The sequence below is a fragment of the Bacillus niameyensis genome, assembly GCF_001375535.1.
Classification (GTDB): Bacteria; Bacillota; Bacilli; order Bacillales; family Bacillaceae_C; genus Lederbergia; species Lederbergia niameyensis.
In genome coordinates this window covers 3,628,581-3,655,239 of the sequence record NZ_LN831197.1, presented here as the reverse complement: position 1 = coordinate 3,655,239, position 26,659 = coordinate 3,628,581, and the positions used below count along the sequence as shown (strand labels likewise).

The following is a 26,659-nucleotide window of genomic DNA, read 5'->3' as shown; positions in this document are numbered from 1 at the left end:
TACATAGTTAAAAAATCCCTTCCCAATCTCGAAAAATTAATCCACAAAGTCGGAAGATCAATCTTTGTCTTTTTTTCAAACTTTCGTTAAGTCTCTTAGATACTCCTTTATGATATGATATACTACATTTGTGAATGTTTGAACTTAATTAAAGTCAAAATCAATAAGGTGGTGCTTATAATGAAGAAAATCGCTTTTGCTATGATTGGTTTAATTCTCATTATCGGGGTCGGGTGCAGTAAAAATGATGGGGAAAACTCTGAAGCAACTGATATTAAAGCCTTGGTTCATGACTACAGTGTCGGGAGCATCACAAACGAGACAGCTTCGATTACATCTCATGAGCTGATCGTGACAAAAAGTAATGGAAGTCAGAAAACGTACGATTTACCTAAAGATGACTTTTTTGTTTCGATTGCTCCTTTTATTAAGGAGACACATCCGTGCGCAATTCACAGTTTAACTGGATGTCAGGGCGAATTGGCAAATAAAGAATTTGATATTTACATTGAAGATTCAGAGGGAAATGTAGTAGTCGATAAAACGATGAAATCTTTTGATAATGGATTTATCGACCTGTGGGTACCTCGAGATAATACGTATAACATCAAAATTGAATACGATGGAAAAGTCGTGCAATCTACTTTCTCATCATTTGAAAATGATAATACTTGTATTACAACGATGCAGCTAGGTGAAGTGTAACATGTCTAGCGTCAAATCATCAGACCGATTTGACGCTAGAGTAGTTATCTTTTCAAACCGGGAAATTGCCAAATGCCAGAAGCTCGAATAAGATCACGATAAATTGCTAATTCTTCTTTTTCGGTAACTTCATCTTCTTGTTCAATGTCCGCATAAACGATATGGGAGATATCCCGATTCGTTTGTTTGTCTCCCTTTTTTGCCATCATATCATTCACTTCATGAAAAAGTACTAATGCTCTCCTCATGTGCGAGGCACTTGTAATGACCGTAATATCTTCGATCCCTTCCCTTTTTACAATATCTAAAGAATAAAGGGCATTTTCTACCGTATCTTTAGCAAGATCTTCCTTTATAATTCTGTCCTCTTCTATTCCATTTTCTGCTAACCAATCGAACATTACATCGGCTTCTGTTTTCCCATTTTTGAGGACCCCACCAGTAACTATAATTTTAGATTGCGGATATTTCTCTGCAGCCGTCTTCGCTACCTTTAATCTCTCTAATAAAGTTTCTTGCATCTCACCATCGTCTGATAAAACAAAACCTAGTACTACAAACGCATGATTTTCAGCAGATAAATCAGCTGGTACTTCGGCAACTAAAGGGATAGCCTTTATCGTTTCTACTAAATCCATTCTAGTTTGATATGCCTCATACTGTTTTGGATTCATCTCTTTTAAAATCGCAAAACTTGTTTGAAACTCTTCCTCGTCCCCATTTAATTTCGAATAAAGGGCATGTAGAACACGGGCATCTAACTGACTTTCATCAAATTGCAAAATCTCTTCATATGTATCGAGGGCTTCCGAAATTTTCTTCTTCATTATTTGCACGGTTGCCAAAGAATATTTTACATCTAAATCATAAGGATCAAGGACAGATGCCTGTTGGAACGCCGCTTCCATAACATCGTATTTAGATTTCATAGCAGTTCCATGGAAAAGCTCCTTTTCTGCTTTTTCTAAATCTCCATTTCCCCAATAGTAATGCATCGCAATATCGTTAAGTGCTTGAATCCGTAAACTTGTTGCAGGATCCGCCTTCACAGTTTGAAATAACATAGTTAAAATATCGTCCTCTGCTATCTCGACCTTCCCATCATCCGATAATACGCTTACATTTTGACTTACTGGAATATCTGAATTTTGACAAGCGCCCAACCCAATAACTAAAAAGGAAATGAATAACCAACGGAAATGAATGTATCTCATTATCGACCCTCCACTTTTCCAAAAAAACATTAAATTTTAAATATAATCATAAATTAAAAAAGTGGAAAAATATAGGGTAACTTGATTTATTATCAAAAACAGTGACCAATAAAAAAAGGAAGATCTGTTTAGAACTTCCTTCGTCATACGATCAACTTAATCAATCGTTCCATGTCTGATTATCTTCGTTTTTATTTTAAAATCAACCTTAATAGTAGGGTACATTTCTCGCCAATCTTTTCTTACTAATTTACCATCCTTTTGGTGAATACGATAAATTGCTCCGTACCCAAATGGGTCGGCATTTTGTTCTTGCAATTGTTCAAGTATTTCTTCATATTGGGCGGTTAACTTGTTTTCTACTTCTTTTTCTATCAGCTTAACGACCTTTGGATTATTTAATAGGACTCTCTCTGACATTTCAAATAAATTTACCTCAAGCATAATTTTTGTTTCAAATTGCAGATTACTCTTATCAACCAATCTCGTTGTACCCCTTGAATTCACTATGTTGAAAGCAGTATGTAATATCTCCTTTCGTTTGCCGATGTTCGTTTCTTTTTCAATATGTTTTTCAAAAGGACCCATCGGGATTGACACTTCCAACCACTTGTTTCTTACTTTTTCCTTCACGAGATTAAATAGTAGGATTTCATCAGCTGGTCTTTCCCCAACATATTTATCATCTTGCATAATAGCGATCGAAGAGATCTTCGGGTGGTCTCCGTCAAACTCAAACATCGGTAAAATCGGGTCTATACCAGTATCATAAAACTTACTTAAAAAATCTTGAATCGTAACTTTAGGAAAATAGCGGCCTTTCTTGGACTCTTCTTCAATTAGGCCATGTAAAAATTGACCGATATTTTTAGAAACGTCTTTGTCCTGAATGGTCAGTATGTCTTTTGCTGGGTTTTTACTAATAGATAAAACAGTTGTATCTGGTAAATTAGCATCGCGACTAAGTGTATCTAAATAAGGAAAAATCCCCGACTTCGCTGCATCCATTCCGTATACTTCCAGTTCAATTTTTCCCGGTGCTAATTGTAAATTCGTTTCTAAATTAGCATTTTTAACCGCACCTTTTATCGTATTGCTTTTTCCAGATACAACTTTAGTGATATTATCAGATTGTTTTTCGAACTGAAAGATCACCAATGTTGTTTCATATTGCCCATTTTCACTAATATCAACACCTCGTGTATGAATCACTCCGAGTTCTTCTATTTCCTGTGTTGGGATACAACTTACTAGGAGAAAACTGGAAAGTATAATAAGGATAATCTGCCTCACCCTCATTGTGCTGCACTTCCTTTAAGTTTCCGCCATTTTTTCTTAATCCAAACAAGGGGTAATAAGATTAGCGGATAAACGAATATTAGCCAAAATCCAATCAAAGAAATAGTATCCACCAATTTACTAATGATTATATCGTATTTAATGAAACTTGCTAAAATTAACATGATTAAACTCACTATATACACCATAATTCTTTGCGGAACTCTGTATAATCGCTTCATACCATAGGTGATTGCCCACATAAGTAATACCAAGTTCGGTATGATAACAAATACCCATTGAGCAACAACAATAAAATCGAGACGTTCAATAAACGTATATGACACACTCTTAAATATTGCTAAAACAGAAAAATCAATTATATGCAAGTCTTCTAGACTATAATAGCCAAATACAATTACAGTGGTAATAAGGATGAGAAAGGTCGTATATCCCATTCCTAGAAACATTGGTAACTTTACTTTTTCTTTATCCTCAATAAATGGATAAAGTACAAAGAAGATTTCAAATCCGGACAGTGAATATGACGTAGCTCTTGCTCCATGCAATAATTCAGGAATAGATGCTTGAAACATTGGTAGAAAATGGAGCCAATCCATTTTTATAATCGGAACGTATAATAAAATGAGAAACCATTGTACCAGAAGAGGAAAAATAACTGTGACACCGATTATAATTCGAAGTCCACCAAGGACTGCATACACAACAATAATCAGTAAAAGGCCCCCGATCATATAAGACGACAAAGTTGGATAAAGGAAAATTTGCACCACTTCAATATACGTAATTAAAATTGAGAAAAAACTGGCTGCAAAATAGATGATATAGACAGCTCCCAGTGCTTTTCCAACCCATTTTCCAAACAGGTCAACTTGAATGCCAAAAATATCTGTATTTTTATACTGTCTTAAAACGAGTACCATCACATATACAACTATAATTTGCATTAGATACGCAATGAGAATAGAGACCCACGCATCCCTACCAGCCTCTTGATAGATAAAGCGTGGGGCCCCGAGAATTCCAACTCCCGTTTGAACTCCAAAAATAATAAAAAATAAATAAAAAGCACGGAATCGTAATCTAGGTTTGACATTTACATTAACTTCCATCTATTCACCTACTCATCGATATCTCGTTTTCTCATTGCCTCGCCCTTTGAAAAACGCCGTTTATTCTTTGGTCTATAGGCGGTCATTCGATCAGCTTCATACGGTAACGGTGAACGGAAAAGGGTTTTATTAAAGTCTTTAATTCGGAAAGGATAAAGAGGAACAAGGTATGGTCTCCCTAATGAAGTCAACCTTAATAAATGAATAATTAATAAACATAATCCAAGCATGATTCCCATAAGTCCAAATATTCCAGCTAAAAAAATGAAGGGATAACGAATAATGCGGACAGAGGCACCCATTAAGTAATTTGGAAAGGTAAAAGAGGCAAGGGCACTCATTGCCACAACAATAATTAGAATATTACTCGTTAAACCAGCTTCAACCGCAGCTTGACCGATGACAATTCCCCCAACTATCCCCATTGTTTGTCCAACTTTTGTGGGTAATCTAGCACCTGCCTCCCGTAATAATTCAATTAAAAATTCTAACAATAGCGCTTCGAAAAGCGGAGGAAAGGGCACTGCTGCACGCGATTTTCCAATTGAAATTAATAACTGTGTTGGAATCAATGCATATTGATAAGTCACAACTGCTACATAGGCAGGTGTCACAATAATCGCAAAAAACATCGCTATAAATCGGAGCATTCGGAAAAATGAACCCCCGAGCCAGCGCATATATCGATCCTCAGTGGATTCAAGAAAACTAAATAAAGTGGAAGGAGCGATAATCCCAACCGGACTATTTTCAACCAATACACCTACTTTCCCTTGGGAAATATCGTATGCGAAACGATCAGGTAATTCGGTTGTATTAAATTGCGGGAACAGGTTATACGTATTATCCTCTATATATTGTTTTAATACTGTACTATCCTCTATAAAATCAACATCTATATCTTGAATTCTTTGGCGCATTGTCTGAACATCATCATTATTTGCTATAGACTTCATATAAACTAATCGAATTTCGGTGGGAATACTTTTCCCCACTATTATTTCTTCTAATACTAGATCATTTGAGCGGATTCTCCAGCGGATAATGTTCATATTCGTAACTAGCGATTCCGTAAAACCTATTTTAGGACCTAGTACAAGGGACTCAGTTTCTGCTTTTTCTAAATTTCGCTTTTCCTTGCTAATAAGAATATAGGAAATGGCTTGCTTTTCCCCTTGAATATAAATAAAAACGTGGCCCATCACAATTTTCTCGAGAATCTCATCTAGTGAACCGATCGTTTTACCTGTTCCGACCGGAATCTCATTTAAAATGGTTCGATTCTCCCATTTCATAGTTTTTTCCAATAATGGCGATAATATGAATTCCTCGACCTTATCCCTTTCGACGACATACGGTATATAAAATACAGCTAACGCCTTTCCTTTATGTTCATGCCTGGAAAATAATAAATCCTTGTTATTAGTAAATTCTCCTAGTAATAATTGTTCAAGCTGATCTAATGTCAAAGGAAATGTAGGCTTTTGTTTTTTTCCCATTTGTGCCTCCATTACAAAAAATTTTAGAAACAATATACGTATCGTTAGTATGTAAAAATAAGTGGAAAATATGAGCAATTGAAGGAAATATTTTTTTCTGGGACAAATACTTTTTATCTTAGGGGAATTTTCTGACTTAGGGGGATATCTTTTAACTCTTCATGATAGTTTCAGCATTATTAAATATAGCTTATTCATCCGAATTTTTTGTAAAGTGTAACCATTCTATATTATACTTATAGAAGTTTGAATACCCTCAAAGTAAAGGAGCGGATACACTTGGCGAAAAGTTTACCTACACGTGATCAAGTAAAAGTAGAAGAAACATGGAATCTTAAAGATTTATTTGCGACGGAACAAGCTTACGAAGAGGCTGTTGAGGCGGTCATAACGGAAGCAGAAAATTTTGCAAACTCGTATAAAGGAACGATTAAAGATGCTGCCTCAGCGATTCAAGTTCTAGACGCCTATCAAAAATTGCAAGAGCAAATGGTTCCAATTGGTGCATATGCCTCCTTGTCTGTTAGCGTCGATCAAACGAATAACGAGGCCCAAATGCGTAATAGCAAGTATGGATCAGTCGCCGCTAAAATTGGTAGTCAAACATCTTTCGTAATGAGTGAGTTAACAGAACTACCTACTGAAATATTGCAGCAAGCTTGCGAACAATCTACAGACTTTGCCGTTTACTTAGAAAAAATTATTAAGCAGAAGCCACATCAGCTCCATCCAGAGGTTGAGAAAACATTAGCTGCCTTCTCTTCCACTTTCTCAGCACCATATGGCCTATATAATACAACGAAATTAGTTGATATGAAGTTTCCTGATTTCCAGGTTGAGGACGAAAATTACCCACTTAGCTATGTCTCCTTTGAAGGTAGCTGGGAATCTGAACCTGATACAGCAAAAAGAAGGGCCGCTTTCGATGCATTCTCTACTAAGCTAAGAGACTATCAGCATACAACGGCCAAAACATATGATACGCATGTACAAACCGAGAAAACGACAGCCGATCTTCGTGGACATAAATCTGTTATCGATTATTTATTGATCAGACAAGATGTCGATCGTTCGATGTATAACCGTCAAATCGATGTGATTATGAAGGAATTGGCACCACATATGCGCCGATACGCAAAGCTTTTGCAAAAAATCTATCAGTTAGATGAAATGACGTTTGCTGATTTAAAAATTCCTGTTGATCCTACGTATGAACCAACGATCACGACCCGCGAATCGAAAAAATATATTGATGATGCTCTCGCGATTATGGGAGAAGATTATACAAATATGGTGGATCGCGCTTATGCGGAGCGTTGGGTAGACTTTGCCCAAAACGCAGGAAAATCAACTGGAGCATTTTGTTCTAGTCCCTATGGCAGCCACCCATATATATTAATCTCATGGACAGGCAGCATGGAAGATGTGTTCGTGCTCGCACATGAACTTGGTCATGCAGGCCATTTCTACAATGCATTTAAACATCAAAATTTATTCAATACTAGAGCTTCGATGTACTTTATTGAAGCACCATCAACGATGAACGAAATGCTCATGGCCAATCACTTGCTTGCCAACTCAGATGACCCAAGATTTAAACGCTGGGTACTATCTTCGATTGTTTCACGTACGTATTATCATAATTTCGTTACTCACTTACTTGAAGCAGCCTATCAGCGAAAAGTTTACGAACTTGTTGATGAGGGCGGAAATGTGAATGCGACGATTTTGAACGATTTGAAACGAAGCGTTTTAGAAGAGTTTTGGGGTGACACTGTTGTTATTAACGAAGGTGCCGAGCTTACATGGATGCGTCAGCCGCATTACTACATGGGCTTGTACCCGTACACGTATAGCGCCGGCTTAACAATCTCTACGGAAATGGCGAAACGTGTCCTAAACGAAGGAAAACCAGCCGTTGATGATTGGCTCACAGTTCTCCAAGCGGGCGGTTCGAAAAGTCCAGCTGATCTCGCCAAAATGGCCGGCATCGATATTACAACAGATCAGCCTCTACGTGACACGATCGCTTACATTGGCGAACTTATTGATCAAATTGAACAACTTACCGAGGAAATCGGCTAAAATATAATTCGGGTGGTGCCTGGCACCACCCGAATTTTCTCCCCAGGTGCGATGACAAGGATTCTCATGGCACTTTCTTCGAGAAAATCGATGCACATGGGCCATGACAACGTGTCTCATGGCCCTTTCTTCAGAATAACCAATGCATACGGGCTATGACAACTCTTCTCATGGCCCTTTCTTCAGAATAACCAAGGCATACGGGCCATGACAACTCTTCTCATGGCTCTTTCTTCGGGATAACCAAGGCATACGGGCTATGACAACGTGTCTCATGGCCCTTTCTTCAGAATAACCAAGGCCTATGGGCCATGACAACCTTGAGTACCATTACAACTATTATTTAATCCCCAGACGCATTCTATAGCTAAAGATAATTTCTTGAGGTTGGCCGTTGAACGCTTCTTCAACTTGCTCCTGAAATTTCGAAATAGCGGGGCGAAGATCTTCTGCTCCCAATTTTAATGCTGTTTGGACGCCGCCTTGGCTTAAAGCAATATTCGAATATCTGGAGGCATCACATATTTCCCTATGATGAAAAACGATCTCCTTCGAAAAGGAAAATAATCCTGAATTGCGAATCTGCTGAAGATGTTCGTCCTTTTTCCATTTATAGGCAAGCCCATCCGCAGAAGAAAGCTCCTTCACACGTCCGTCAGCAAGATCAATGAGATTTTTATAACCTTCCTCAATCTCCTTTGTAAAAGAAGGGGGCCAATCACAATCATAGGCTGCAAATACACCACCGGGACGAAGTACACGAGCAAATTCGTGTAATGTTGGTTGGGGATCCATCCAATGAAAAGATTGGGAACAAGTAATAATATCGACTGTATCAGCCTCGAACTCAAGCTGGTAGGACAAACCTTTTACAAAACGAAGGTTTTCGGGTCCCTGCTGTGCCTGCCAATTTGCCATGGCAACTTGGCGCATATCATCATTCGGCTCCACACCAATAATTTCTTTCGCATTATCTAACCAGATGAATGAAGACAGACCAGTGCCACAACCAACATCCAGCACTCTTTCCGGTTCTTCTCCAAAATATCTTGTTAACATTTTAACAACTATATTGGGAGGTATAGGACGATTTTGATCATAAAGCATGCCATACCTAGCAAAACGTTCCACATTATTCGTACGAATATCTTTCATTGCCAGACCTCCACTTTATTTTTATGTAAATTTCGCTATTATCATAGCACAGAATATTTATACATATCAAAATAAGCTTTATTTAAATAGCGTTTCATAAATCGTGTTAAACAAGATCCCAGTCCGATCACAGCTGTGCTCCCAATACATCATTCCGCCGAGGCGATGCTCTTTTACATATTCGCACTTAAGTCTGATCGATTCTGGATCGTCGTAGGAAATAAACGTATCACCATTAAATAACCACGGAGCTTTAGCTTGATCATCCCAAAATTTAATAAAACCTAATTGTTTTTCATAAATATGATGGATCGCAGTATAATCTGGTCCAAATCCACCTGGAGTTTCTGCCTGCACGTTTAGACCATTGTTCACCTTAGGAACACCTTCCCATTTCCGCGAATAAAAGGCTGCGCCAACTACAATTTTATTCGCTGGCATTCCGAAATCTGTCAACAATTTAACTCCAGTATCCACACTTAAAGGAAAAGGAGCTTCAGCAGGTTCATAAAGATTCGTATGATGTCCTGTCGGTTGATCATTAAATCTCATATCATAGGTCATCAAATTTAAAAAGTCTAAATCATCCTGAATAAGATCAAGCTCTGTTGAATCAATATACCATTGACCTGTTGCAGCTGCTATCGTTAACCAATATTTTTTGCCATTTTTCTTTTCAAGTTTGTTCAGTTCTTCCCGATACCTTTTGATCAATTGCGTATGACGATACTTTTCCTCCATAATACCTGTATAGCAAGGAAACTCCCAGTCACAATCAATGCCATCAAAATCAAATTCCTTGACAACAGCAATCGTCGATTTAATCAATTCTTCCATCGCCTCATCCGTTGCGGTTGAAGCACTATGACCATGTTGATTTCCGCCACCTGTCGACAAAAGAATATTTAATTCCGGATTACACTCTCTTAATCTTTTAAGATGCCTCAAGTAATCTCTCATATGTTCGACAGAAACATGAGAATCATTCACAACCCCAAAGGCAACATTTAAATGGGTTAACTTTTTTGCTTGCCCTAGTGTAATATCTGGCAAAGAACGCCCAGTGCTATAACCAACAAAATAATATGGAGTAGTCACTTCTTTGAACACCCTTTCATTTTAGAATCAAAAAGTACTTCCCTTTATATTCTACCAAAGGAATGTTGGTTTGTATTCTTGAGATTCTGGTCTTGAATCTATTTGTACGTCCCCCCTAAACAGAAAGAAATAGCTCCCCGAGATTTTATAACGGGGAGCCACTTCTTAATTCCTCCTATGTCTTGTGACGAATAACAAAATAATTGCTGTAACTAGCCCCATGCCGCCAACAACAAGGATTAGGAAGGTTGGGTTAGCATTCACTGAGTTGTCTACAGAGACATCGGATACGTCCGTGTTGACTTTCACCTGCTTGACAGGTTTTTCTGCTTCACCTAATTCTTTCAAATCTTCCTCTGCATATTGTAATTGGGCGGTTCTTGAGCATAAGCTTACTCTGATCTTACCGTCATCATCCTCATGAGCATACACGATATACTCCTCATTTAGGGAAAATTCAAACCCGCAGCTTGCTGAGCTCATTTCCGTGTAAACGATGACTTCCGACTCATTCCCGCCTTTCCACCATTCTGTAACCTCAATCTTTACAGCGACTAAGTCAGCCGAAGACTGAATTTCATTTTTCTCATTTGGATTTACAATCTCGACAACTTTTCCAGAAAAGACGGCTGAACTCCTCTCCATTTCCTCCTGCACAGATCCAGGCGGAACACATGAACAAGCTAAACTAGTCACTGGAAAAAGCAAAAATAGAAAACCAATTACTACTGCAGTAATCGATATTTTTTGTAAAATTCTCATAACCAATCCCCCTTTCTTTTTTAGACGTTGGGGGTCAGATTAAGGTTACAATCGTTTTGGACTTTTTCCAAAAACTTTGGTTAGCACAACATTCATTCTAAAAGAGGTTAGCTATCGAAAACTTGTTTTACAAAGTCTCTTTTCCGAATGTCGCTTCCATTCGAGCAATCGGGTCATCTTCGATTGAATCATCCCATTCTAGTACTTGCCCCACTTTTAATAATTCAGATTTAAGCACCGTGTATTCGACTTCCTGGACGCTGCTACCGTTCTTATGCGCTAATGCGGCAGCGATACCTGCGGATTGACCTAAAATCATAAAAACGGGTTCCATTCTAATGGATCCAAACGCGATATGGGAACTTGATATACATACAGGAACTAATAGATTCTTACAATCTTCCATTTTAGGGCGTATCGACCGATATGAAATCGGATAGGGTGAGATCGGAATTTCGACATCTCCCTCATTATAACTACGCCCATCGATGATGACTCTTCTCGTATGGTGGGAATCCATTTGATAGGAAGCTAGTCCAATTGAATCTTCTACCGTCGTATAACCTAAACAATTATGATCAGTCATAACATAATCGGAGACCATCCTACGTACTTCTCGAATATATAATTGATGTGGCCAATGCCCTGTCTCAAGAAACTCATCTTTTGGCAATCCCCACTCCGAAACTTCATCCCGCACATACTGAGGCACACGCTCATCATTTGCTAGGAAATAGAGCATTCCAAGATTATAGTTGAAATGATCTTGAAAAATTTCTTCTCGTTCTTCATAACTTCCCTCTGGCCAACCGTAATTCGCACCAATATGATCCGTAGAGAACCCACCATAATTATTTAAATCGGTTTTGCCATTTATGAGCATCGTATGTAGATTCATCGCATCCCACACACCTGCTTCGATATAACGCAACAATAAAATATACCTTTCCGGATCATACTTTGGTGGTTTTGGAAAAGAAATTTTATTTTCTTCGTCTTTCGTTAAACAAATCCGAAAGTTATAAGCTTGGATCCTTTTATCCCCCTGCCCTTGATACCCAAGAGTTTCCTTTGAAGACTCTGTAATACCTGGCAATATGCCGCTATCTGGCTCACCTTCGATTACATACGGGTCGACCCAGCGTTCAAACATATGATGAGGTGTTCCGAAAAAGATACCATTATATTTTTCCTTATAAGTGGCATTAGCTTCCCTTCCGACAGTGTAAGAAACACCAGCTTTAGCAAGCAAATCCCCTTCGTAACTAGCATCAATAAAGTAGCTGCCCCTATAAGTGGTGCCATCCTCCATCGTTAATTCTTTAATTTCCCCTTCTGCTGTCACGACTGCTTTTAAATGTTGCCTATAGAAAACTTCAATATCATTTTCCTCAAGCCAAGTTTTGAATACATATTGGGCCGCTTTTGGCTCAAATGTCCATTGCTCTTCAACCCCATAATAATCGCCGAGTCTTTTATAAAACTCTCTCGATAAACCGCCAACCGCTTCCTTTGCGCCTAGATCAGTCGCCCCTAAACCACTAGCTGTAATCCCGCCAATATTCCGACTAAACTCCGCTATAACTACACTTAATCCCATTTTCTTAGCTTGAATAGCAGCTGTAATTCCAGCTGGAGTAGCCCCATAAACAATAAGATCTCTTTCTATCTCTCTTGGTACTTCTAAAACAGCAACAGGTTCATAATATTTCAAGTTTGAAAAGCTCAATTAAATCCCTCCCACTCTGTAGTGACAAATGATGGCATTTACATTTACAAACTAGTAATCCACTTTGAAAGCGCTACTACTCTATCATAGCTGATATTCCAGAAAAATACCTTTCAAATAAAAGGAGCATGCGAAACTTCAATCAGTGGGGGTCTTACAGCCAGTTAATGCGGGATAAAAATAAAAAACTTACCTTTTTAAAAGAAAGGATAGCACCTATTTTCACCTTTGTATACGTCTTCGCAATTATCGACATTTTAAAGACAGAATGCATAGACTATGGCAGCTTTTAAAACTAATGCAATCATGAGACTTGCATTTGACCCCTTGCAACGTGAATTTTAGTTCATATTTCCTGGTTACTCCGCCTTTCCGTTTTAATGGATTGAAACATTATATATATTAAAGGAGCGATGTATATGCCATTCGAAGGTTACAGAGTTACTTCTCCATTTGGCTGGATAAGAAATCCTATAACAGGTACAGGGCAGACCTTTCACAAAGGTATTGACCTTGTGAAGAAACATAAGGCACCGATCGAGGCTTTTACAGAAGGCTCAGTTTTATTTGCGGGAGCAGGCAGGTCAGGGACAGGATTGGGCGGTTACGGAAATGTGGTCGTGATAAAGGATAAGAATGGTCACGGACAAGTTTACGCGCATTTGGATAGAGTAGCTGTCCTTACAGGAGCATCCGTTAAAAAAGGGCAAGTTATCGGCTATCAAGGGGCGACAGGGGAAGTTACGGGTTCACATTTACACTATGAAGTAAGAAGGGGTACTTTCCCTAGTTATGGCTGGTCACCCGATAATAGTAATGGTTATTTAAATCCAACAGATTATTTAAAATCTTATTACCCATATGAAACACCTGTTACGAAACCAGTTGAACCAGCGCCAAGGCCTAATGATGCGTATCAAGTAAAAAAGGACACACCAGGTTATGTTAACGCTGCAGATGCTAAAGCTGGTAAAAATAAAAAAACAACAGTAAAAGCTGGAACGTACTATATTTTCAACACATCTGACGGAATGATTAACGTCACAAAAAAGAAAGGTACTCCAGGCAGTTGGATCAATCCGAATACCGCTGCCGCTGTAGTGGCAAAGCCTAAGAATAAAACCCTTGTGTTGCCAAAAAACAGCGATTCTTGGCGCGTCTATCCACTAAATAAAGCACCCGTAACTGGAAATGAAAAAGGATTCCTCAATCCCAAAAAATTCGGCGGGTTAACGTATGAAATTATCGGAAATCCACAAAAAGACGTTTACACGATTAAGACAGGCGACTTCGGAACAGTCAATATCTATGCTGCCCCATCTACTGGTGCAGTCATTAAGTAAAGCCCGGGACAACCGGGCTTTCTCTCTTTGTTATCGTGACAACATCGCTTCAAACTCTTGTTTGAATTTTTCACTTAAAGGTTCATTATCCGAAAATAACTCGGGGTCGATAGTCAGCATTTCTGTAAGTATTTCGGTCATTTTGACTGTGTCACAGACTCGTACTTCTGCATCGCCAAATGTCCCAATATACATAGCCTCTAATTGAAGAAAATAATCTTCTACCTTCCAAAAATGCTCCGACCACGATAAACCATAGTGTCTTCGAGATGGCACAGATAATTTCCTTCCATCTGGTAAGACCGTATAGAGCGATTCATGTGTATCTGTTAATCTACCAGGAATATCTAGCCACTCTTCCACCCCATGCATAAAAGTATTCCTTCGCAAATCTACCCCAACCAGCATAATTTGTGCTTGTCGATCTAATAATTTCCCCCAAGCAGAACCTCTAGCACATGGTGTATCAAATTTTTCATCACCACTTGTGAATGCAGTCGCATCCTTCCCAATAGCAGCAACAGAATGAGTCGGATGCCACGACCGAACAACGCCTTTACGTTTACGGAAACGCTCTGTTAAAATCCCGACACAAGTTGGTGAATCCTCCACAGAAAAGATTGGATTTTTCCCATCAATATAAGACCATGTATGTGTCGGTAATACTAACAAACCATCTTTCATATATTCAGACAAACTATCTAACACAGTATCTGGTCCTCCATCTACCTCCCCAATGCTTTTAAATGATGAATGAACCAATAACGTTCCCTGTTTATGAATCCCTAACTTTTCCAACTGACTTTGCAATAATTGTTTAGTATACATCTTTTTTACCTGCCTTATTAATTATACGGAGGGTCACCCTACTCAGATTCTATCATAATCAGAGTTTTCTTCCTTATTATGGCTATAGTTTCTTTTTCGAACGACTGCTGAGGAAAATTTCTTAATTTTGGAAGGGACTTTATTGAATTTGAGAAGGAATTTCCCGACTTTCGAAGGAATTCCTTCATTTTCCAAAGATAATCTTTTGAATTCCGAATAATTTCTAGTAGAAACTTACTATTCTTCCATTAGCTGGTAACGGTTTTATAAATCTCTTAAAAATTTATGTGAAACTTTACTTGAACTATCACCGTCTTTATCCTTGGGGTAGCCTTTTTAAAATTGATAGGGAAAGATAATGCCATTGGATTTCTCCTTATTTTGAAATTTCCCTCGATATATCTGTTTTCAAAAAAACAGACCGACAATTTTTTCATTTTCTTGTCATATTTATGACGAGTACTAACTATACATAATAGAAATACTTAAAATAATGACGAAAAAATACCAATAGGAGAGGTGAAAGATGGAACAATGAAACCATTACAATCTTCAGTCAAATTAGAAGAAAACCCGCTGGATGTACAAAATCTTTCAGGTCTTGTGGCTTCAAGTTTCGTTCATGAATTTAGAAATCCTTTAACCGTCATACATGGATTCGTTCAACTGCTGAACGCGGATCATCCTGATCTCCCCTATTTGGACATCATTTTGGACGAAGTAGAACAATTAAAAAGCAAAACTAATGAATTTTTAAATGCGAATTCCTTCGACCATGAACAAATGATTTTTAACCTTAATGATCTTTTGGATCAGGTTACCGCCACTCTTTTGCCAAGAATGCTTGAGTTCAATGTACAATTGGAGAAAAATGTAGTGTCGAACTTATATGTAAGCGGAAATCGAGAAGAATTGAAACAAGTGATCATCAACATCCTTTTTAACGCAGTCGAAGCAATGGCTGCTCAAGAAAAAAAATCGTTAATCGACATTCATTGCTACGCAAAAAACGGCTACACTTATATTGAGATCGCGAATTCCGGCCCGAAAATCCCCGAAAGCATTGCAAGGAAAATCTTTGAACCATTTGTCACTACGAAAGATACAGGAACAGGATTAGGCTTATACATTTGTAAAGAAATCATTGAAAGGCAAAATGGAGAATTATTTTGTCATTCATCTGAAGAATGGACAGTCTTTACCATTAAGTTGCCAGTAGTATGATGGAGAACCATCCTCAGAATAAAGTAACGACACTCCCGCAGAGTCTTTCAAACTTGGCGGGAGTGTTTTCTCGTGCGAGACTGTTTGCCCTAGCAAACTTACTAATAAATCGATATTATTAATAAAGTAATATGTATCCATCTCGTTTTAGAAAGGAGTATGTAAGATGAATGATAATGTAGAATTTTTATCTTTTCCGATGTATGTAAGCAGAATGGACTTATTCAAAGTATTGCCTCGTAGCGAAGGTGCTATCGTTTTTGTAGGTGACAGCTTAACACAGCGTAATCAATGGCATGAATTTTTTCCGGGGTTAACGGTTTTAAATAGAGGAATCGACAGTGACCGTTCTTTAGGTGTTTTACGCAGGCTCGACGAGATTGTTACCTTGAAGCCAAAAAAAGTTTTTCTCATGATCGGCATAAACGATATATATGATGGGCGGGATTCAGATCATATCTTGGCAAACTACGAATCTATCATTACTCAAGTTAAATCTAAATTGCCAGATACTAAACTATATATTCAAAGTTTGTTACCTGTGAATAATAGCGTTTTCCATCACAAGATTGATAACGGCGTTGTGGAAAAATTGAACGCCAAGTTAGCCGACTTAGCAAAAATACATTCGGTAAGTTTCATTGATCTTTACCCGCATGTACTGAAAAATAAGGAGTTAGATGAAAACTATACATTAGATGGTTGCCACTTATCAGGGCAGGGATACTTAGCTTGGGTTCAACTGATTAAAAAGTTTGTGACGGAATTTCATTAAAGCCATTTAAGAATGGCGTCGGATTTTTCCATAAAGAGGCGTTGAAACCTTATTACGACTAATATTGTAAATTTTCCTCTACAAAGTATATGTCGGGTTTTTCAGCGTCCTCGTTGTGCTCTCCCTTCTTCACGCTAAAAAGACTCCTTAACATAAATAGAGAAATATGCCCCCTTAGCTCACTCTCTTAACTTATCCGGAATTTCGTAGTTTATTTCCTTGCCCTGTAATGATATATTAATATATATGGTATGTAGGCAGTCGAGGAGGATATGAAAATGAACGAAGAAAAAGTTAGTAAGCCCATGTATGAACAGATTTATGATGATTTGGCTGAGCAAATACAAACGAAGCATTATAAAGAAGGCGATCGTGTCCCTTCAGAAAAGGAATTAGCGGAATTATACAATGTTAGCCGGATTACGAGTAAAAAGGCTCTGGAGCTGCTAGCTAATGAAGGGTTAATTATAAGATTACCTGGTAAAGGTTCATTTGTAAGCGAATTTAACGAGTTAGAAAAGTCAGCGATTATGCAAACTGCTGAGATAAAAAAGGCAAATCGATTATTAATTGGCCTTGTAATGACTGATTTTGATTATAGTTATGGAACGAAAATTGTCCATGGTGTTGAAGAAGCATCGAGAGAACATGAATGCTTTCCCGTTATTCGCCGAACAATGGGGACGATTGAAAATGAAGTGAATGCTATTAGGGAATTGCTTCATTTAGGAGTGGATGGTTTAATTGTATTTCCTGCACAGGGGGAATACTTCAATGAAGAAATTTTAAAATTGGTCATCAATAAATTTCCCCTCGTCTTAATAGATCGCTACTTTAAGGGAATCGCTGCTACTTCCATTAGCACCGATAATGTCATTGCTTCCAAAAAAGCGATAGACTATCTATTCGATTTAAAACATCAGCATATCGGTCTGCTCTCTCCTCCTCCAATCGATACAACGGCAATCGAGGAAAGAATTGAAGGATTTATCGAGGCGCACGATGATAAAGGGATCGCAGTTAATAAGACTCTATGGCTTAACGACATTACGAGTACTTTACCGAATCAGTTTACCGAGAAAAACATTGAAGCTGATCAAGAAAAAATTAAAAAGCATTTGCAAAGTAATCCTGAAATAACCGCCCTCTTTGCTGTCGAATACAATATTGCTTTGATTGCAAAAAAGGCGATTCAAGAACTGCAGCTTCGAGTTCCAGAGGACATTTCTATCATTAGCTTCGACAGCCCTGACCTGCCTTATCAAGATGTATTTACTTTTACACATTTAAAACAGCAAGAAAAGGAAATTGGCAGGAAAGCTGTTGAACATATTGTAAAAATGAAGGAAGGCTCTCCTACTTCTCCAGGGCAATTATTAGATGCTGAACTCATTATTGGGGAATCCACAACCGCTGCTAGAAGATAACAACCTGTCCTTCTTTTATATTAATATATCAGTATTAAAAATATATATTGACATTAATGCTGATATACCATTATTATATTATTGAAAGCGCTTTATGACGAAAAGAATCTCCTAAATGTTGGATATTCGCAAAAATATATTTTAATAAAAGGGGAGTTGAGAGCATGGATGTGACATTAAATAAATCATTCAAAGAAAAGGCACATGAAGCTTATGAAGCATTAATGGACTTTTATTATGTAAAAAGTGATCAATTATTTCTTGAAAACTACGTAAAACGGGCAGATGATCGAGACTTTTCTTATTTATGGCCCTTTTCCGGTGTCCTTTCCGCTGTAAACGCACTTGCTAAAATAAAAGGGCAAGAAGAACAGTACCAAAATGATTTAACCCGTGTATTGAACGAGCTAGAGTATTACCGTGATGAAACTGCTAAGCCTGTCGCCTATGATTCTTATATCCGCAAACAAGGGGGCGGTTCGAAATTTTATGATGACAACCAATGGCTTGGATTAGATTTTATTGAAGCATATCGTACTCTTGGTGATGAACAATACCTTCATTTAGCAAAAGAAATGTTTGATTTTTCAATCAGTGGTTGGGATGAAAAACTAGATGGCGGCATTTATTGGCAGGAAGATAATAAAACTTCGAAAAATACGTGTTCCAATGGCCCTGCAGCTGTGCTGGCAATGAAGCTATATGAGGAAACTGGAGACGATCGCTACATGGCTTGGGCAATTAAAATATTAGACTGGACGAAAGGTCTTTTCGATCCCGATTGCGGTGTCTATGGCGATAATTTTACATTAGACGGTTCCTTTGACAAAACGACCTATACGTACAACACCGGGACAATTATCCACACAAACGCTCTCCTTTATAAAGAAACGAAAGACAAAGTTTATTTAGATGAAGCTTTAAAGCTAGCCGACAATAGTCTAGCCCACTTTACAAAACAACAGTCTGACGATCAGATCGCCTTTTTCCCTGCCTCCCCTTGGTTTAACGTAATTTTATTTAAAGGATATTTGGCGTTATATGAAGCTGATCCACAAAAAAACCTTACTTATATAAATAGAATGAGAGAAAACGTAATTTATGCTTGGGAACATGCTCGTGATCAAAATGGACTTTTTAGCCCTGATTGGTCTGGTAAAACAAAGGTAAATGAAAAGCATAAATGGTTATTGGACCAAGCACCGATGGTCGAATTTTATGCTTTACTTACACAATTTGAATAACACAGCGTGTTAGTCACTTCTCACCATTGCTATCATCACAATAATAATGTCCTCACCTACTACACGAATAATATCAATGTTAACACTAGCTTTCTCACATACTCATCATGCTCTGCCTTACACCTTCCTTGTAGTGAGAGCCTTCTGTTGGAATAAAAAATAAGGGGGAAAAGGAATGAAAGTGCTCAAAAGGTTACTTTTAATCTGTGGATTTATCACTTTGACAACAATGTTGCTCATCGCCTGTTCGAATGAGGAGACAGATACTAACAGCACACCACAATCAACGGATAAGGAACAAACGCCGAAAAACTCAGAGGGAACCGAAGAAAAAAACGACCCAATCACTTTATCAGTAGGCACCCTTTGGGATGAAAATATGTTTAACGATCGGTTCAAAGAGCCGGTTGAATCAAAGTTTCCTCATATAACATTAGAACATGTCCATGTTAATAACTTTGATAGGCAAGCGTTAGAAGAAATGTTTAGTAGTGGAACGAACCCCGATTTCTTTTTTACATTATCCCAGGAGGATATAGAATATTTTCAAGTCGATCAAGATTTAACTGATTTGCTCGAATTGAACGGTATCGATACAAGTCATTTAAACCAAGCATTACTAGATACAATTAGAGCGAGAGATAAAGAAGGACGACTTTTATCCTGGCCATATGAAGATACGTACTATGTCATCATGTATAATAAAGATTTATTTGATCTGTTTGGTGTTGACTATCCATCAGATGACATGACTTGGGATCAATTAATCGACTTGTCCCGCGAACTGACCCAAGAACGCGATGGTATACAATACAGGGGTCTGGACTTTGGTGAAGAGGTTATGTTATCACAGCTTTCGGTCAACGCAACGGACCCTGAGACTGGAGAAGTCAAAGTTGTTAACCAAAAGGAATTTTCCGATTTTATGAATATGTATAAGAGCTATTTTGATAGTCTCCCAAGTAATTACGAAGGAAATGTTTTTACTGATGAACGCTTCCTGCAGCGGACAACAGCTATGGTTGTAACGAATGCACAGGCTATCAACTGGAGGAAAGATGACGATCTTAACTACGATATTGCAACTATTCCTACATGGTCTGATCGCCCAGGTGTAGGACCAAGAGGTTTCTTACACACATTAACCTTAAATCCTAATACGGAACATCCAAATGATGTCGTCAAAATCTTTGAGTATTTTTCTTCCGATGAATATCAGAAATGGATGTCGCGCAACGGAATTGGGATCGTTACGAATAGCCAAGATTTACAAGATGAATTTTATGCAGACTATGAAAGTGCCCAAGGAAAAAATATCCCTGCCATATTCAAAAACAATACCGCTCCACCACCCGAAAGAATTAGTATGTGGGACAAATATGTCTCGATCGATATGCAAAAGTTTTATGAATCTGGAATGGATGCAAGCGAATTTTTACGCGTAGTCACCGAGGAATCGGAAACAAAAATTAAAGATGCCAAAGCTCAGCAATAATAAAGGGAAATGAGCCCATATAGCCTGTATGAATTCGGTCTAGAACCATATTCATACAGGCTAATTTTTGCGGTTTAAAGGAATTTCACGAATCGCCCCTACCGATGTCGGCAAATTTCCAATAACACAAATAAACTGGATTTTCACTTCTATATTAAGGATACGGGACTTTAGTCGATATAAACAAATGTATGTCATATATCTCAATTTGGAGGCAAAAAAGTTGAAGAAAAAGAAACTCTCGATAAGCCTAAAAAGCAAATTAATAATAGCTTCTCTAATCATTTTATTAATTCCTAGTATATCTATCGGTTTCGGATCATATTTTAATTCAAAATCTACGATCGACGAAAATATGATGGAAACAGCTCAAAAAAACGTCGATATTGTCAATCAAACTGTGAATCAATTTATTAAAGCACAAATGGAAAATGTTGATTACTTATCAACCGCCATCGTTGCGGGTCATATTCGTAATGATAATGAACCACAGACACGGCGCATCCTTGACACCATTCAAAGTGCTAAGTCTGATGTTGTCGAACAAACATATGTAGGTACGGAAACAGGTACTTTCATGAATTCACCAACATCGTTTAAAAACCCACCAGACTACGACCCTCGGGAACGTCCTTGGTACAAAGAGGCAATGGAAAATAATACGAAAGTCATTATTACGGAGCCGTACGTATCAAGTTCTTCTAATGAAGTAGTTGTGACATTAGCAAAAGCAACCGCTGATAGCAAAGGGGTTGTTGCCATCAATCTTAAACTCGAAAGTCTTACAGATATTATAAATTCTGTAAACATTGGTGAGGAAGGCTATTTGTTTCTATTAGACGGAACTAAGCGTTACATTAGTCACCCTACCAATGAAGCTGGAAGTGAGGCAGTAGAGAATTTCATAAAAAAACTATACACCTCTGAATCTGGGAAATTTAATTATACGGTTGAAGGCGATCAGAAAAGATTGGCTTTCACTACGAATGATCTGACAGGTTGGAAGATCGTTGGAACAATGTACCAAACGGAAGTGGATAAAACTGTTGCACCTATTATGAATTTTACAATTGGCATTATTGTTATAGCGATCATACTAGGCGGAATAATCGTCCTATTGCTCGTTCGTTCAATCTCTAAACCGATCAAGCTATTGGTGGAAGCAAGTGAAAGAATTAGTCAAAAGGATCTGAGTGTTGGTGTAGATTTGAACACAAATGATGAGCTCGGTGTGCTTGCGAAAGCATTTAATCAAATGAGAGAAAATTTAAATGATGTTATTTCGCGAGTTCATATTGAATCTAATAGCTTGGCATCAGCCTCCGAACAACTTAGTGCTAGTACGGAGCAGAATACTTTAGCAACAGAACAAATTTCCACTTCGATTCAAGAAGTTGCGATAAAAAGCGGACACCAATCTGACAGTATTGAAAATAGCGAAAAAATGACATTAGAAATGGCAGAATCCGTTTATCAAATTGTGACAAGCTCAAATGAAGTCTCTACAACTGCAACAAATACTATGAGCGCTGTAACCGAAGGAAACAAAGCGTTAGAAACAACTGTTAACCAGATGAAATATATTAAGGAAAACACTCATGAATTAGCTAATAACATCGAAGGATTAGGTCACTTATCAAACCAGATTAGTAATATCGTTGATGTGATTACCGATATATCTGATCAGACTAACTTGCTCGCATTAAATGCTGCAATTGAAGCCGCAAGAGCAGGAGAGCATGGAAAAGGATTTGCTGTTGTGGCGGATGAAGTCCGAAAACTTGCAGAAGAATCTTCTCATTCAGCCGTGCAAATCAAAGAATTAATCGAAAAAATCCATTCCGTTACCGGCAATACAGTAAAATCTATGGAAACAGCAACAAATGAAGTAGACAAAGGAATTGTTATTGCGAATCATGCAGGTGAATCCTTTATGACGATCACAGGGTATGTAGATACAATAACAGAACAGATTAAACGGGTTACCTCTGAGATTGAGGCTATTTCTTCTAGTACGGATCATTTTGTACAAACTTTTAAAGAAGTTGCATCTATTGGAGTAATCATATCAAGTGAAACGCAAAATGTATCTGCCTCTACAGAGGAACAGTTGGCATCGATGGAGGAAATCTCACACTCTGCTACTTCCCTAACCGTAATAGCGGAAGAGCTACAAGAATTAGTTGGGCAGTTTAAGTTAAGCGATAAACAGCATTCACAAGATGAATCGTAAGTATGAAAATAAATCTCTCCAAGTTAAATTTGGAGAGATTTAGTATTTGTAAGTGTAGAACTTACACTAATGCAGACAGTCCTGCTTGGTTTAAAATATTCCATGGTTTGTTGAAATGCGGTTGGAAAAAGAAGTCGATAAAGCCTAATTCGTCGATTGTCACTTCTTTTTGAATACATACGGATAGAGTATTGATCGTTTGTGTCATATCCGCTTTCGAAATGATCTGTGCTCCAAGTATTTTTCTGCTCGCTTCTTCATAGACCAGTTTTAGCTTAACCTCTTCGTAAGTTGGCATGAATTCTGGACGGTTGTTTTCAATGACGTCAACAGTTTGATAAGCAATTCCTGCTTGCTTCGCCGTTAGTTCAGTCAAACCAGTAGAAGCCATATTTAAATCATAAATATGCAGTCCTGATGTCCCTTGCGTACCTAAATATTTCACTTTCGGTTCCATTATATTATGACCGACAATTGTTCCCATTCTAACAGCGTTTGTCGCTAACGGAATATACATATGTTTACCGAGCGGATTGTAGTAAACAGCACAGCTATCTCCCGCAGCATAAATATTTGGATCACTCGTTTGTAAAAATTCGTCGACGACAATCGCACCATTGTCCAACATCTCTACTTTGCCTTTTAATAATCCGGTATTTGGCTTGAACCCAACACAAAGGATAACAAGATCAGTTGCGATTTCCTCTTTTGTTGTGATGACTTTTGCAACCTTCCCGTTTTCCCCTTCAAACTTCGTAACTGTTTGGCTAAGGGCAAGTTCAATATGGCGTCTCGTAAATTCCGCTTCTACTATATCCGTAAACTCTTGATCAAGATACTTATTTAAAATTCGCTCTTCCCCATCGATTAAAGTTACATTTTTCCCATCTAGTTGAAATGCTTCTACTAGTTCTACACCGATATATCCAGCGCCAATCACCGTAATATTTTTGGCTCCCTTTGCCTTTTCGATAATGATATTCGCTTGGTGGAAGTTCTTACATAGCAAGATATTTTCTAGATTAATTCCATCGATTGGCGGTATTACTGGCCAAGATCCTGTAGACATGACCAATTTATCATAATGATCTACTTTTACTTCACCTGTCACGAGGTCTTTAGCTATTATTTTTTTCTGTTCAGAATCTACCTCCAAAACTTCATGTTTCATATTCATCTTAACGCCAAGTGCCTTAAGCTCTTCTGGCGAAGAATAGAACATTTTATTTGCATCCTTCGCAACACCGCCAACATATAAGGCGATCCCGCAAGATAAAAACGAGACGTTATCATTTTTTTCATAAACAGTAATAGATGCATCTTTATATAAAGTAGCTATATTTTTAACAGCAGCAGTTCCTGCATGTGTACAACCAATTACGATAACTTTCATGAGTAAAGACTCCTTCGATGTTTGGATTTGTGAAGAGTTACACATTAATATGTGAATTAGATCACATTCAACTTCATGAACTAAGTATAAACGCGGTTGTTTTTAAAATCAATAAATTTGTGATATATATCACAAATTGTCCACATTTTAAATGAGACTAGTGTAGTGCCAGGTAGTATCTGCCCCTGGCACTACAGACTATTCTCCAAATTGGCGGCGCAAAAATTCGCGGGCATTGACAATTTCATCTTCAAAATGCCCCCATCCACACTCAATCGATACTCGCTCATTATAATTGGCTGCTTTTAAAGTCCTGATAAAATCCGCATATGGATAGGAACCTTGTCCAGGTGCTGTCCGGCCTGTATCCGCTACGTGAATATGATGAAGGTATTTTTTAGCGGTAATCAAATGATTTAATGGTTCATTTTCTTCCATCATATGATAAAAATCCGCAAGCACTTGAATAGAAGGACGATTCACTTTTTCAGCATACATTTGCGCTTCTTCCACTGTATTAATAAGATTTGATTCTTTTTTGTTTAATGGCTCAATGACAATCGTAATACCTAATGGCTGAGCATAATTGGCTGCAGTTTCAAGGAATTGTAAGATTTGCTCCTCTCCTTTTTCACGCGAAAAACCAGTGGGAACGGAGCGAGCTTTACCACTTCCAAATACTACGACTTGAGCTCCAATTTGATGAACTCGGTTCAATGCACATTCTAAATAAGATTTTATTCGGTCTTCATTTATCTGTTCTCCAACGATCCTCATATCTCCCGGTAGAAGCACATTACAAGCTTCAACAGGTAAAGGACTTGCTTTATACTTTCGAAAAATCTCCGCAAATTCATACTTCCCCTTTTCAGGAACTAAAGAAACGACTGTACATTCCATGAAGTCAAATCCTGCTTGACGAACATGTTCACTGTATTCGATCGCAGCGCAACAGCCAAATTTCACAGAGCCCTCACCCCTTCTTATTTCATCCCTTTCATTGAATTTTATAAAAGAATCAATCCATTTATGTCTTTGCCACCTTTTTTCATGTCTCATTCGTGGATAAAAAGATGGCGAATGGGCTTTGATAACACTCATCACGTCCCATTCAAGGCAAAAAAGGTGGCGATCGGGCTTTGATAACACTCATCATGTCCCATTCAAGGAAAAAAAGGTGGCGATCGGGCTTTGATAACGCTCATCACGTCCCATTCAAGGGAAAAAAGATGGCGATCGGGCTTTGATAACACTTACCATGTCCCATTCAAGGATAAAAAGATGGCGATCGGGCTTTGATAACGCTCATCACGTCCCATTCAAGGGAAAAAAGATGGCGAATGGGCTTTGATAACACTTATCACGTCCCATTCAAGGAAAAAAAGATGGCGATCGGGCTTTGATAACACTCATCATGTCCCCTTCAAGCCAAAAAAGATGGCGATCGGGCTTTGATAACACTTATCACGTCCCATTCAAGGAAAAAAAGATGGCGATCGGGCTTTGATAACACTTATCACGTCCCATTCAAGGAAAAAAAGATGGCGATCGGGCTTTGATAACACTCATCATGTCCCCTTCAAGCCAAAAAAGATGGCGATCGGGCTTTGATAACACTCATCATGTCCCATTCAAGGGAAAAAAGCTGGCGAATGGGCTTTGATAACACTTATCACGTCCCATTCAAGGAAAAAAAGGTGGCGATCGGGACATGACTACACTCATCATGTCCCATTCAAGGGAAAAAAGCTGGCGAACGGGACATGACAACACTCATCATGTCCCGTTCAAGGAAAAAAAGGTGGCGTACGGGACATGACAACATTCATCACGTCCCATTCAAGGGAAATAAGATGGCGATCGGGCTTTGATAACACTTATCATGTCCCATTCAAGGATAAAAAGATGGCGATCGGGCTTTGATAACGCTCATCACGTCCCATTCAAGGGAAAAAAGATGGCGAATGGGCTTTGATAACACTTATCACGTCCCATTCAAGGAAAAAAAGATGGCGATCGGGCTTTGATAACACTCATCA

The 26,659-nt window shown here is 38.2% G+C and carries 20 protein-coding genes and 1 pseudogene; 10 read left to right on the top strand and 11 right to left on the bottom strand.

Annotated elements, in window-relative coordinates:
• Positions 1-180: 180 nt before the first annotated feature.
• Positions 181-705: a CueP family metal-binding protein gene (locus BN1243_RS16965; protein WP_062108800.1), complete on the top strand. Its 525-nt coding sequence runs from the start codon at positions 181-183 to the stop codon at positions 703-705.
• 44 nt (positions 706-749) lie between these two features.
• Here the strand turns inward: BN1243_RS16965 and BN1243_RS16960 are convergent, their stop codons facing one another.
• The 4 genes from BN1243_RS16960 to BN1243_RS16945 form a co-directional block, all read right to left on the bottom strand.
• Positions 750-1,919, bottom strand: a complete 1,170-nt coding sequence (locus BN1243_RS16960) for a YdcF family protein (RefSeq protein ID WP_062108798.1) — start codon at positions 1,917-1,919, stop codon at positions 750-752.
• Positions 1,920-2,075: 156 nt separating this feature from the next.
• Positions 2,076-3,218 (bottom strand): Ger(x)C family spore germination protein, encoded by a 1,143-nt coding sequence (locus BN1243_RS16955; protein WP_062108796.1) that lies wholly within the window; start codon positions 3,216-3,218, stop codon positions 2,076-2,078.
• A complete protein-coding gene (locus tag BN1243_RS16950; RefSeq protein ID WP_062108794.1) occupies positions 3,215-4,330 on the bottom strand; it encodes a GerAB/ArcD/ProY family transporter in 1,116 nt (371 codons plus the stop codon). The genes BN1243_RS16955 and BN1243_RS16950 overlap by 4 nt, the downstream gene beginning before the upstream one ends.
• Positions 4,331-4,338: 8 nt before the next feature.
• The gene (locus tag BN1243_RS16945) at positions 4,339-5,829 is read right to left on the bottom strand and encodes a spore germination protein (protein ID WP_084782041.1); all 1,491 of its coding nucleotides are present in this window, start codon (positions 5,827-5,829) and stop codon (positions 4,339-4,341) included.
• A 279-nt stretch (positions 5,830-6,108) separates the two neighbouring features.
• Between BN1243_RS16945 and pepF the strand changes: the two genes are divergently transcribed.
• Entirely contained in the window at positions 6,109-7,914 is a 1,806-nt protein-coding gene (pepF, locus tag BN1243_RS16940; protein ID WP_062108792.1) for an oligoendopeptidase F, read from the top strand.
• A gap of 339 nt (positions 7,915-8,253) precedes the next feature.
• Here the strand turns inward: pepF and BN1243_RS16935 are convergent, their stop codons facing one another.
• From BN1243_RS16935 to BN1243_RS16920, 4 genes are all read right to left on the bottom strand, one after another.
• Complete coding sequence (locus BN1243_RS16935; protein ID WP_062108790.1) at positions 8,254-9,069, bottom strand: class I SAM-dependent methyltransferase; 816 nt, start codon at positions 9,067-9,069, stop codon at positions 8,254-8,256.
• 78 nt (positions 9,070-9,147) lie between these two features.
• Positions 9,148-10,179, bottom strand: coding sequence for a glycoside hydrolase family 18 protein (locus BN1243_RS16930; protein ID WP_230200237.1), 1,032 nt, complete (start codon positions 10,177-10,179; stop codon positions 9,148-9,150).
• A 153-nt stretch (positions 10,180-10,332) separates the two neighbouring features.
• Positions 10,333-10,929, bottom strand: coding sequence for a hypothetical protein (locus BN1243_RS16925; protein ID WP_062108786.1), 597 nt, complete (start codon positions 10,927-10,929; stop codon positions 10,333-10,335).
• Between the two features lie 127 nt (positions 10,930-11,056).
• The gene (locus BN1243_RS16920; protein WP_084782038.1) at positions 11,057-12,658 is read right to left on the bottom strand and encodes an FAD-dependent oxidoreductase; all 1,602 of its coding nucleotides are present in this window, start codon (positions 12,656-12,658) and stop codon (positions 11,057-11,059) included.
• 419 nt (positions 12,659-13,077) lie between these two features.
• Between BN1243_RS16920 and BN1243_RS16915 the strand changes: the two genes are divergently transcribed.
• Positions 13,078-14,001, top strand: a complete 924-nt coding sequence (locus BN1243_RS16915) for a M23 family metallopeptidase (RefSeq protein ID WP_062108784.1) — start codon at positions 13,078-13,080, stop codon at positions 13,999-14,001.
• Between the two features lie 30 nt (positions 14,002-14,031).
• Here the strand turns inward: BN1243_RS16915 and BN1243_RS16910 are convergent, their stop codons facing one another.
• Complete coding sequence (locus tag BN1243_RS16910; RefSeq protein WP_062108777.1) at positions 14,032-14,829, bottom strand: AAC(3) family N-acetyltransferase; 798 nt, start codon at positions 14,827-14,829, stop codon at positions 14,032-14,034.
• 534 nt (positions 14,830-15,363) lie between these two features.
• On the opposite strand from BN1243_RS16910, the gene BN1243_RS16905 reads away from it, so the two are divergent.
• The 7 genes and pseudogenes from BN1243_RS16905 (at position 15,364) to BN1243_RS23090 (ending at position 23,227) form a co-directional block, all read left to right on the top strand.
• The gene (locus tag BN1243_RS16905) at positions 15,364-16,053 is read left to right on the top strand and encodes a sensor histidine kinase (RefSeq protein ID WP_154669886.1); all 690 of its coding nucleotides are present in this window, start codon (positions 15,364-15,366) and stop codon (positions 16,051-16,053) included.
• 166 nt (positions 16,054-16,219) lie between these two features.
• Positions 16,220-16,828, top strand: a complete 609-nt coding sequence (locus BN1243_RS16900) for a GDSL-type esterase/lipase family protein (protein WP_062108772.1) — start codon at positions 16,220-16,222, stop codon at positions 16,826-16,828.
• A 278-nt stretch (positions 16,829-17,106) separates the two neighbouring features.
• Entirely contained in the window at positions 17,107-18,255 is a 1,149-nt protein-coding gene (locus tag BN1243_RS16895; protein ID WP_062108771.1) for a GntR family transcriptional regulator, read from the top strand.
• 164 nt (positions 18,256-18,419) lie between these two features.
• The gene (locus BN1243_RS16890) at positions 18,420-19,499 is read left to right on the top strand and encodes a glycoside hydrolase family 76 protein (RefSeq protein WP_062108769.1); all 1,080 of its coding nucleotides are present in this window, start codon (positions 18,420-18,422) and stop codon (positions 19,497-19,499) included.
• A 175-nt stretch (positions 19,500-19,674) separates the two neighbouring features.
• The gene (locus BN1243_RS16885; protein WP_062108768.1) at positions 19,675-20,994 is read left to right on the top strand and encodes an ABC transporter substrate-binding protein; all 1,320 of its coding nucleotides are present in this window, start codon (positions 19,675-19,677) and stop codon (positions 20,992-20,994) included.
• 187 nt (positions 20,995-21,181) lie between these two features.
• A pseudogene (locus BN1243_RS23095) lies at positions 21,182-22,258 on the top strand (HAMP domain-containing protein); the annotation flags it as partial.
• Positions 22,250-23,227: a methyl-accepting chemotaxis protein gene (locus tag BN1243_RS23090; protein WP_407638895.1), complete on the top strand. Its 978-nt coding sequence runs from the start codon at positions 22,250-22,252 to the stop codon at positions 23,225-23,227. The pseudogene BN1243_RS23095 and the gene BN1243_RS23090, both read left to right, overlap by 9 nt.
• A 61-nt stretch (positions 23,228-23,288) precedes the next feature.
• On the opposite strand, the gene BN1243_RS16875 is transcribed toward BN1243_RS23090, so the two are convergent.
• Positions 23,289-24,620 (bottom strand): FAD-dependent oxidoreductase, encoded by a 1,332-nt coding sequence (locus tag BN1243_RS16875; RefSeq protein ID WP_062108764.1) that lies wholly within the window; start codon positions 24,618-24,620, stop codon positions 23,289-23,291.
• A gap of 198 nt (positions 24,621-24,818) precedes the next feature.
• Complete coding sequence (locus BN1243_RS16870) at positions 24,819-25,721, bottom strand: sugar phosphate isomerase/epimerase family protein (protein WP_230200235.1); 903 nt, start codon at positions 25,719-25,721, stop codon at positions 24,819-24,821.
• Between the last annotated feature and the right edge of the window lie 938 nt (positions 25,722-26,659).

What these genes read in the sequence shown, in the direction of transcription:
- BN1243_RS16965 (WP_062108800.1), top strand. Translation starts at nt 181, where the DNA reads ATGAAGAAAATCGCTTTTGCTATGATTGGTTTAATTCTCATTATCGGG.
- BN1243_RS16960 (WP_062108798.1), bottom strand. Translation starts at nt 1,919, where the DNA reads ATGAGATACATTCATTTCCGTTGGTTATTCATTTCCTTTTTAGTTATT.
- BN1243_RS16955 (WP_062108796.1), bottom strand. Translation starts at nt 3,218, where the DNA reads ATGAGGGTGAGGCAGATTATCCTTATTATACTTTCCAGTTTTCTCCTA.
- BN1243_RS16950 (WP_062108794.1), bottom strand. Translation starts at nt 4,330, where the DNA reads ATGGAAGTTAATGTAAATGTCAAACCTAGATTACGATTCCGTGCTTTT.
- BN1243_RS16945 (WP_084782041.1), bottom strand. Translation starts at nt 5,829, where the DNA reads ATGGGAAAAAAACAAAAGCCTACATTTCCTTTGACATTAGATCAGCTT.
- BN1243_RS16935 (WP_062108790.1), bottom strand. Translation starts at nt 9,069, where the DNA reads ATGAAAGATATTCGTACGAATAATGTGGAACGTTTTGCTAGGTATGGC.
- BN1243_RS16925 (WP_062108786.1), bottom strand. Translation starts at nt 10,929, where the DNA reads ATGAGAATTTTACAAAAAATATCGATTACTGCAGTAGTAATTGGTTTT.
- BN1243_RS16915 (WP_062108784.1), top strand. Translation starts at nt 13,078, where the DNA reads ATGCCATTCGAAGGTTACAGAGTTACTTCTCCATTTGGCTGGATAAGA.
- BN1243_RS16910 (WP_062108777.1), bottom strand. Translation starts at nt 14,829, where the DNA reads ATGTATACTAAACAATTATTGCAAAGTCAGTTGGAAAAGTTAGGGATT.
- BN1243_RS16905 (WP_154669886.1), top strand. Translation starts at nt 15,364, where the DNA reads ATGAAACCATTACAATCTTCAGTCAAATTAGAAGAAAACCCGCTGGAT.
- BN1243_RS16900 (WP_062108772.1), top strand. Translation starts at nt 16,220, where the DNA reads ATGAATGATAATGTAGAATTTTTATCTTTTCCGATGTATGTAAGCAGA.
- BN1243_RS16895 (WP_062108771.1), top strand. Translation starts at nt 17,107, where the DNA reads ATGAACGAAGAAAAAGTTAGTAAGCCCATGTATGAACAGATTTATGAT.
- BN1243_RS16890 (WP_062108769.1), top strand. Translation starts at nt 18,420, where the DNA reads ATGGATGTGACATTAAATAAATCATTCAAAGAAAAGGCACATGAAGCT.
- BN1243_RS16885 (WP_062108768.1), top strand. Translation starts at nt 19,675, where the DNA reads ATGAAAGTGCTCAAAAGGTTACTTTTAATCTGTGGATTTATCACTTTG.
- BN1243_RS23090 (WP_407638895.1), top strand. Translation starts at nt 22,250, where the DNA reads ATGAGAGAAAATTTAAATGATGTTATTTCGCGAGTTCATATTGAATCT.
- BN1243_RS16875 (WP_062108764.1), bottom strand. Translation starts at nt 24,620, where the DNA reads ATGAAAGTTATCGTAATTGGTTGTACACATGCAGGAACTGCTGCTGTT.
- BN1243_RS16870 (WP_230200235.1), bottom strand. Translation starts at nt 25,721, where the DNA reads ATGAGTGTTATCAAAGCCCATTCGCCATCTTTTTATCCACGAATGAGA.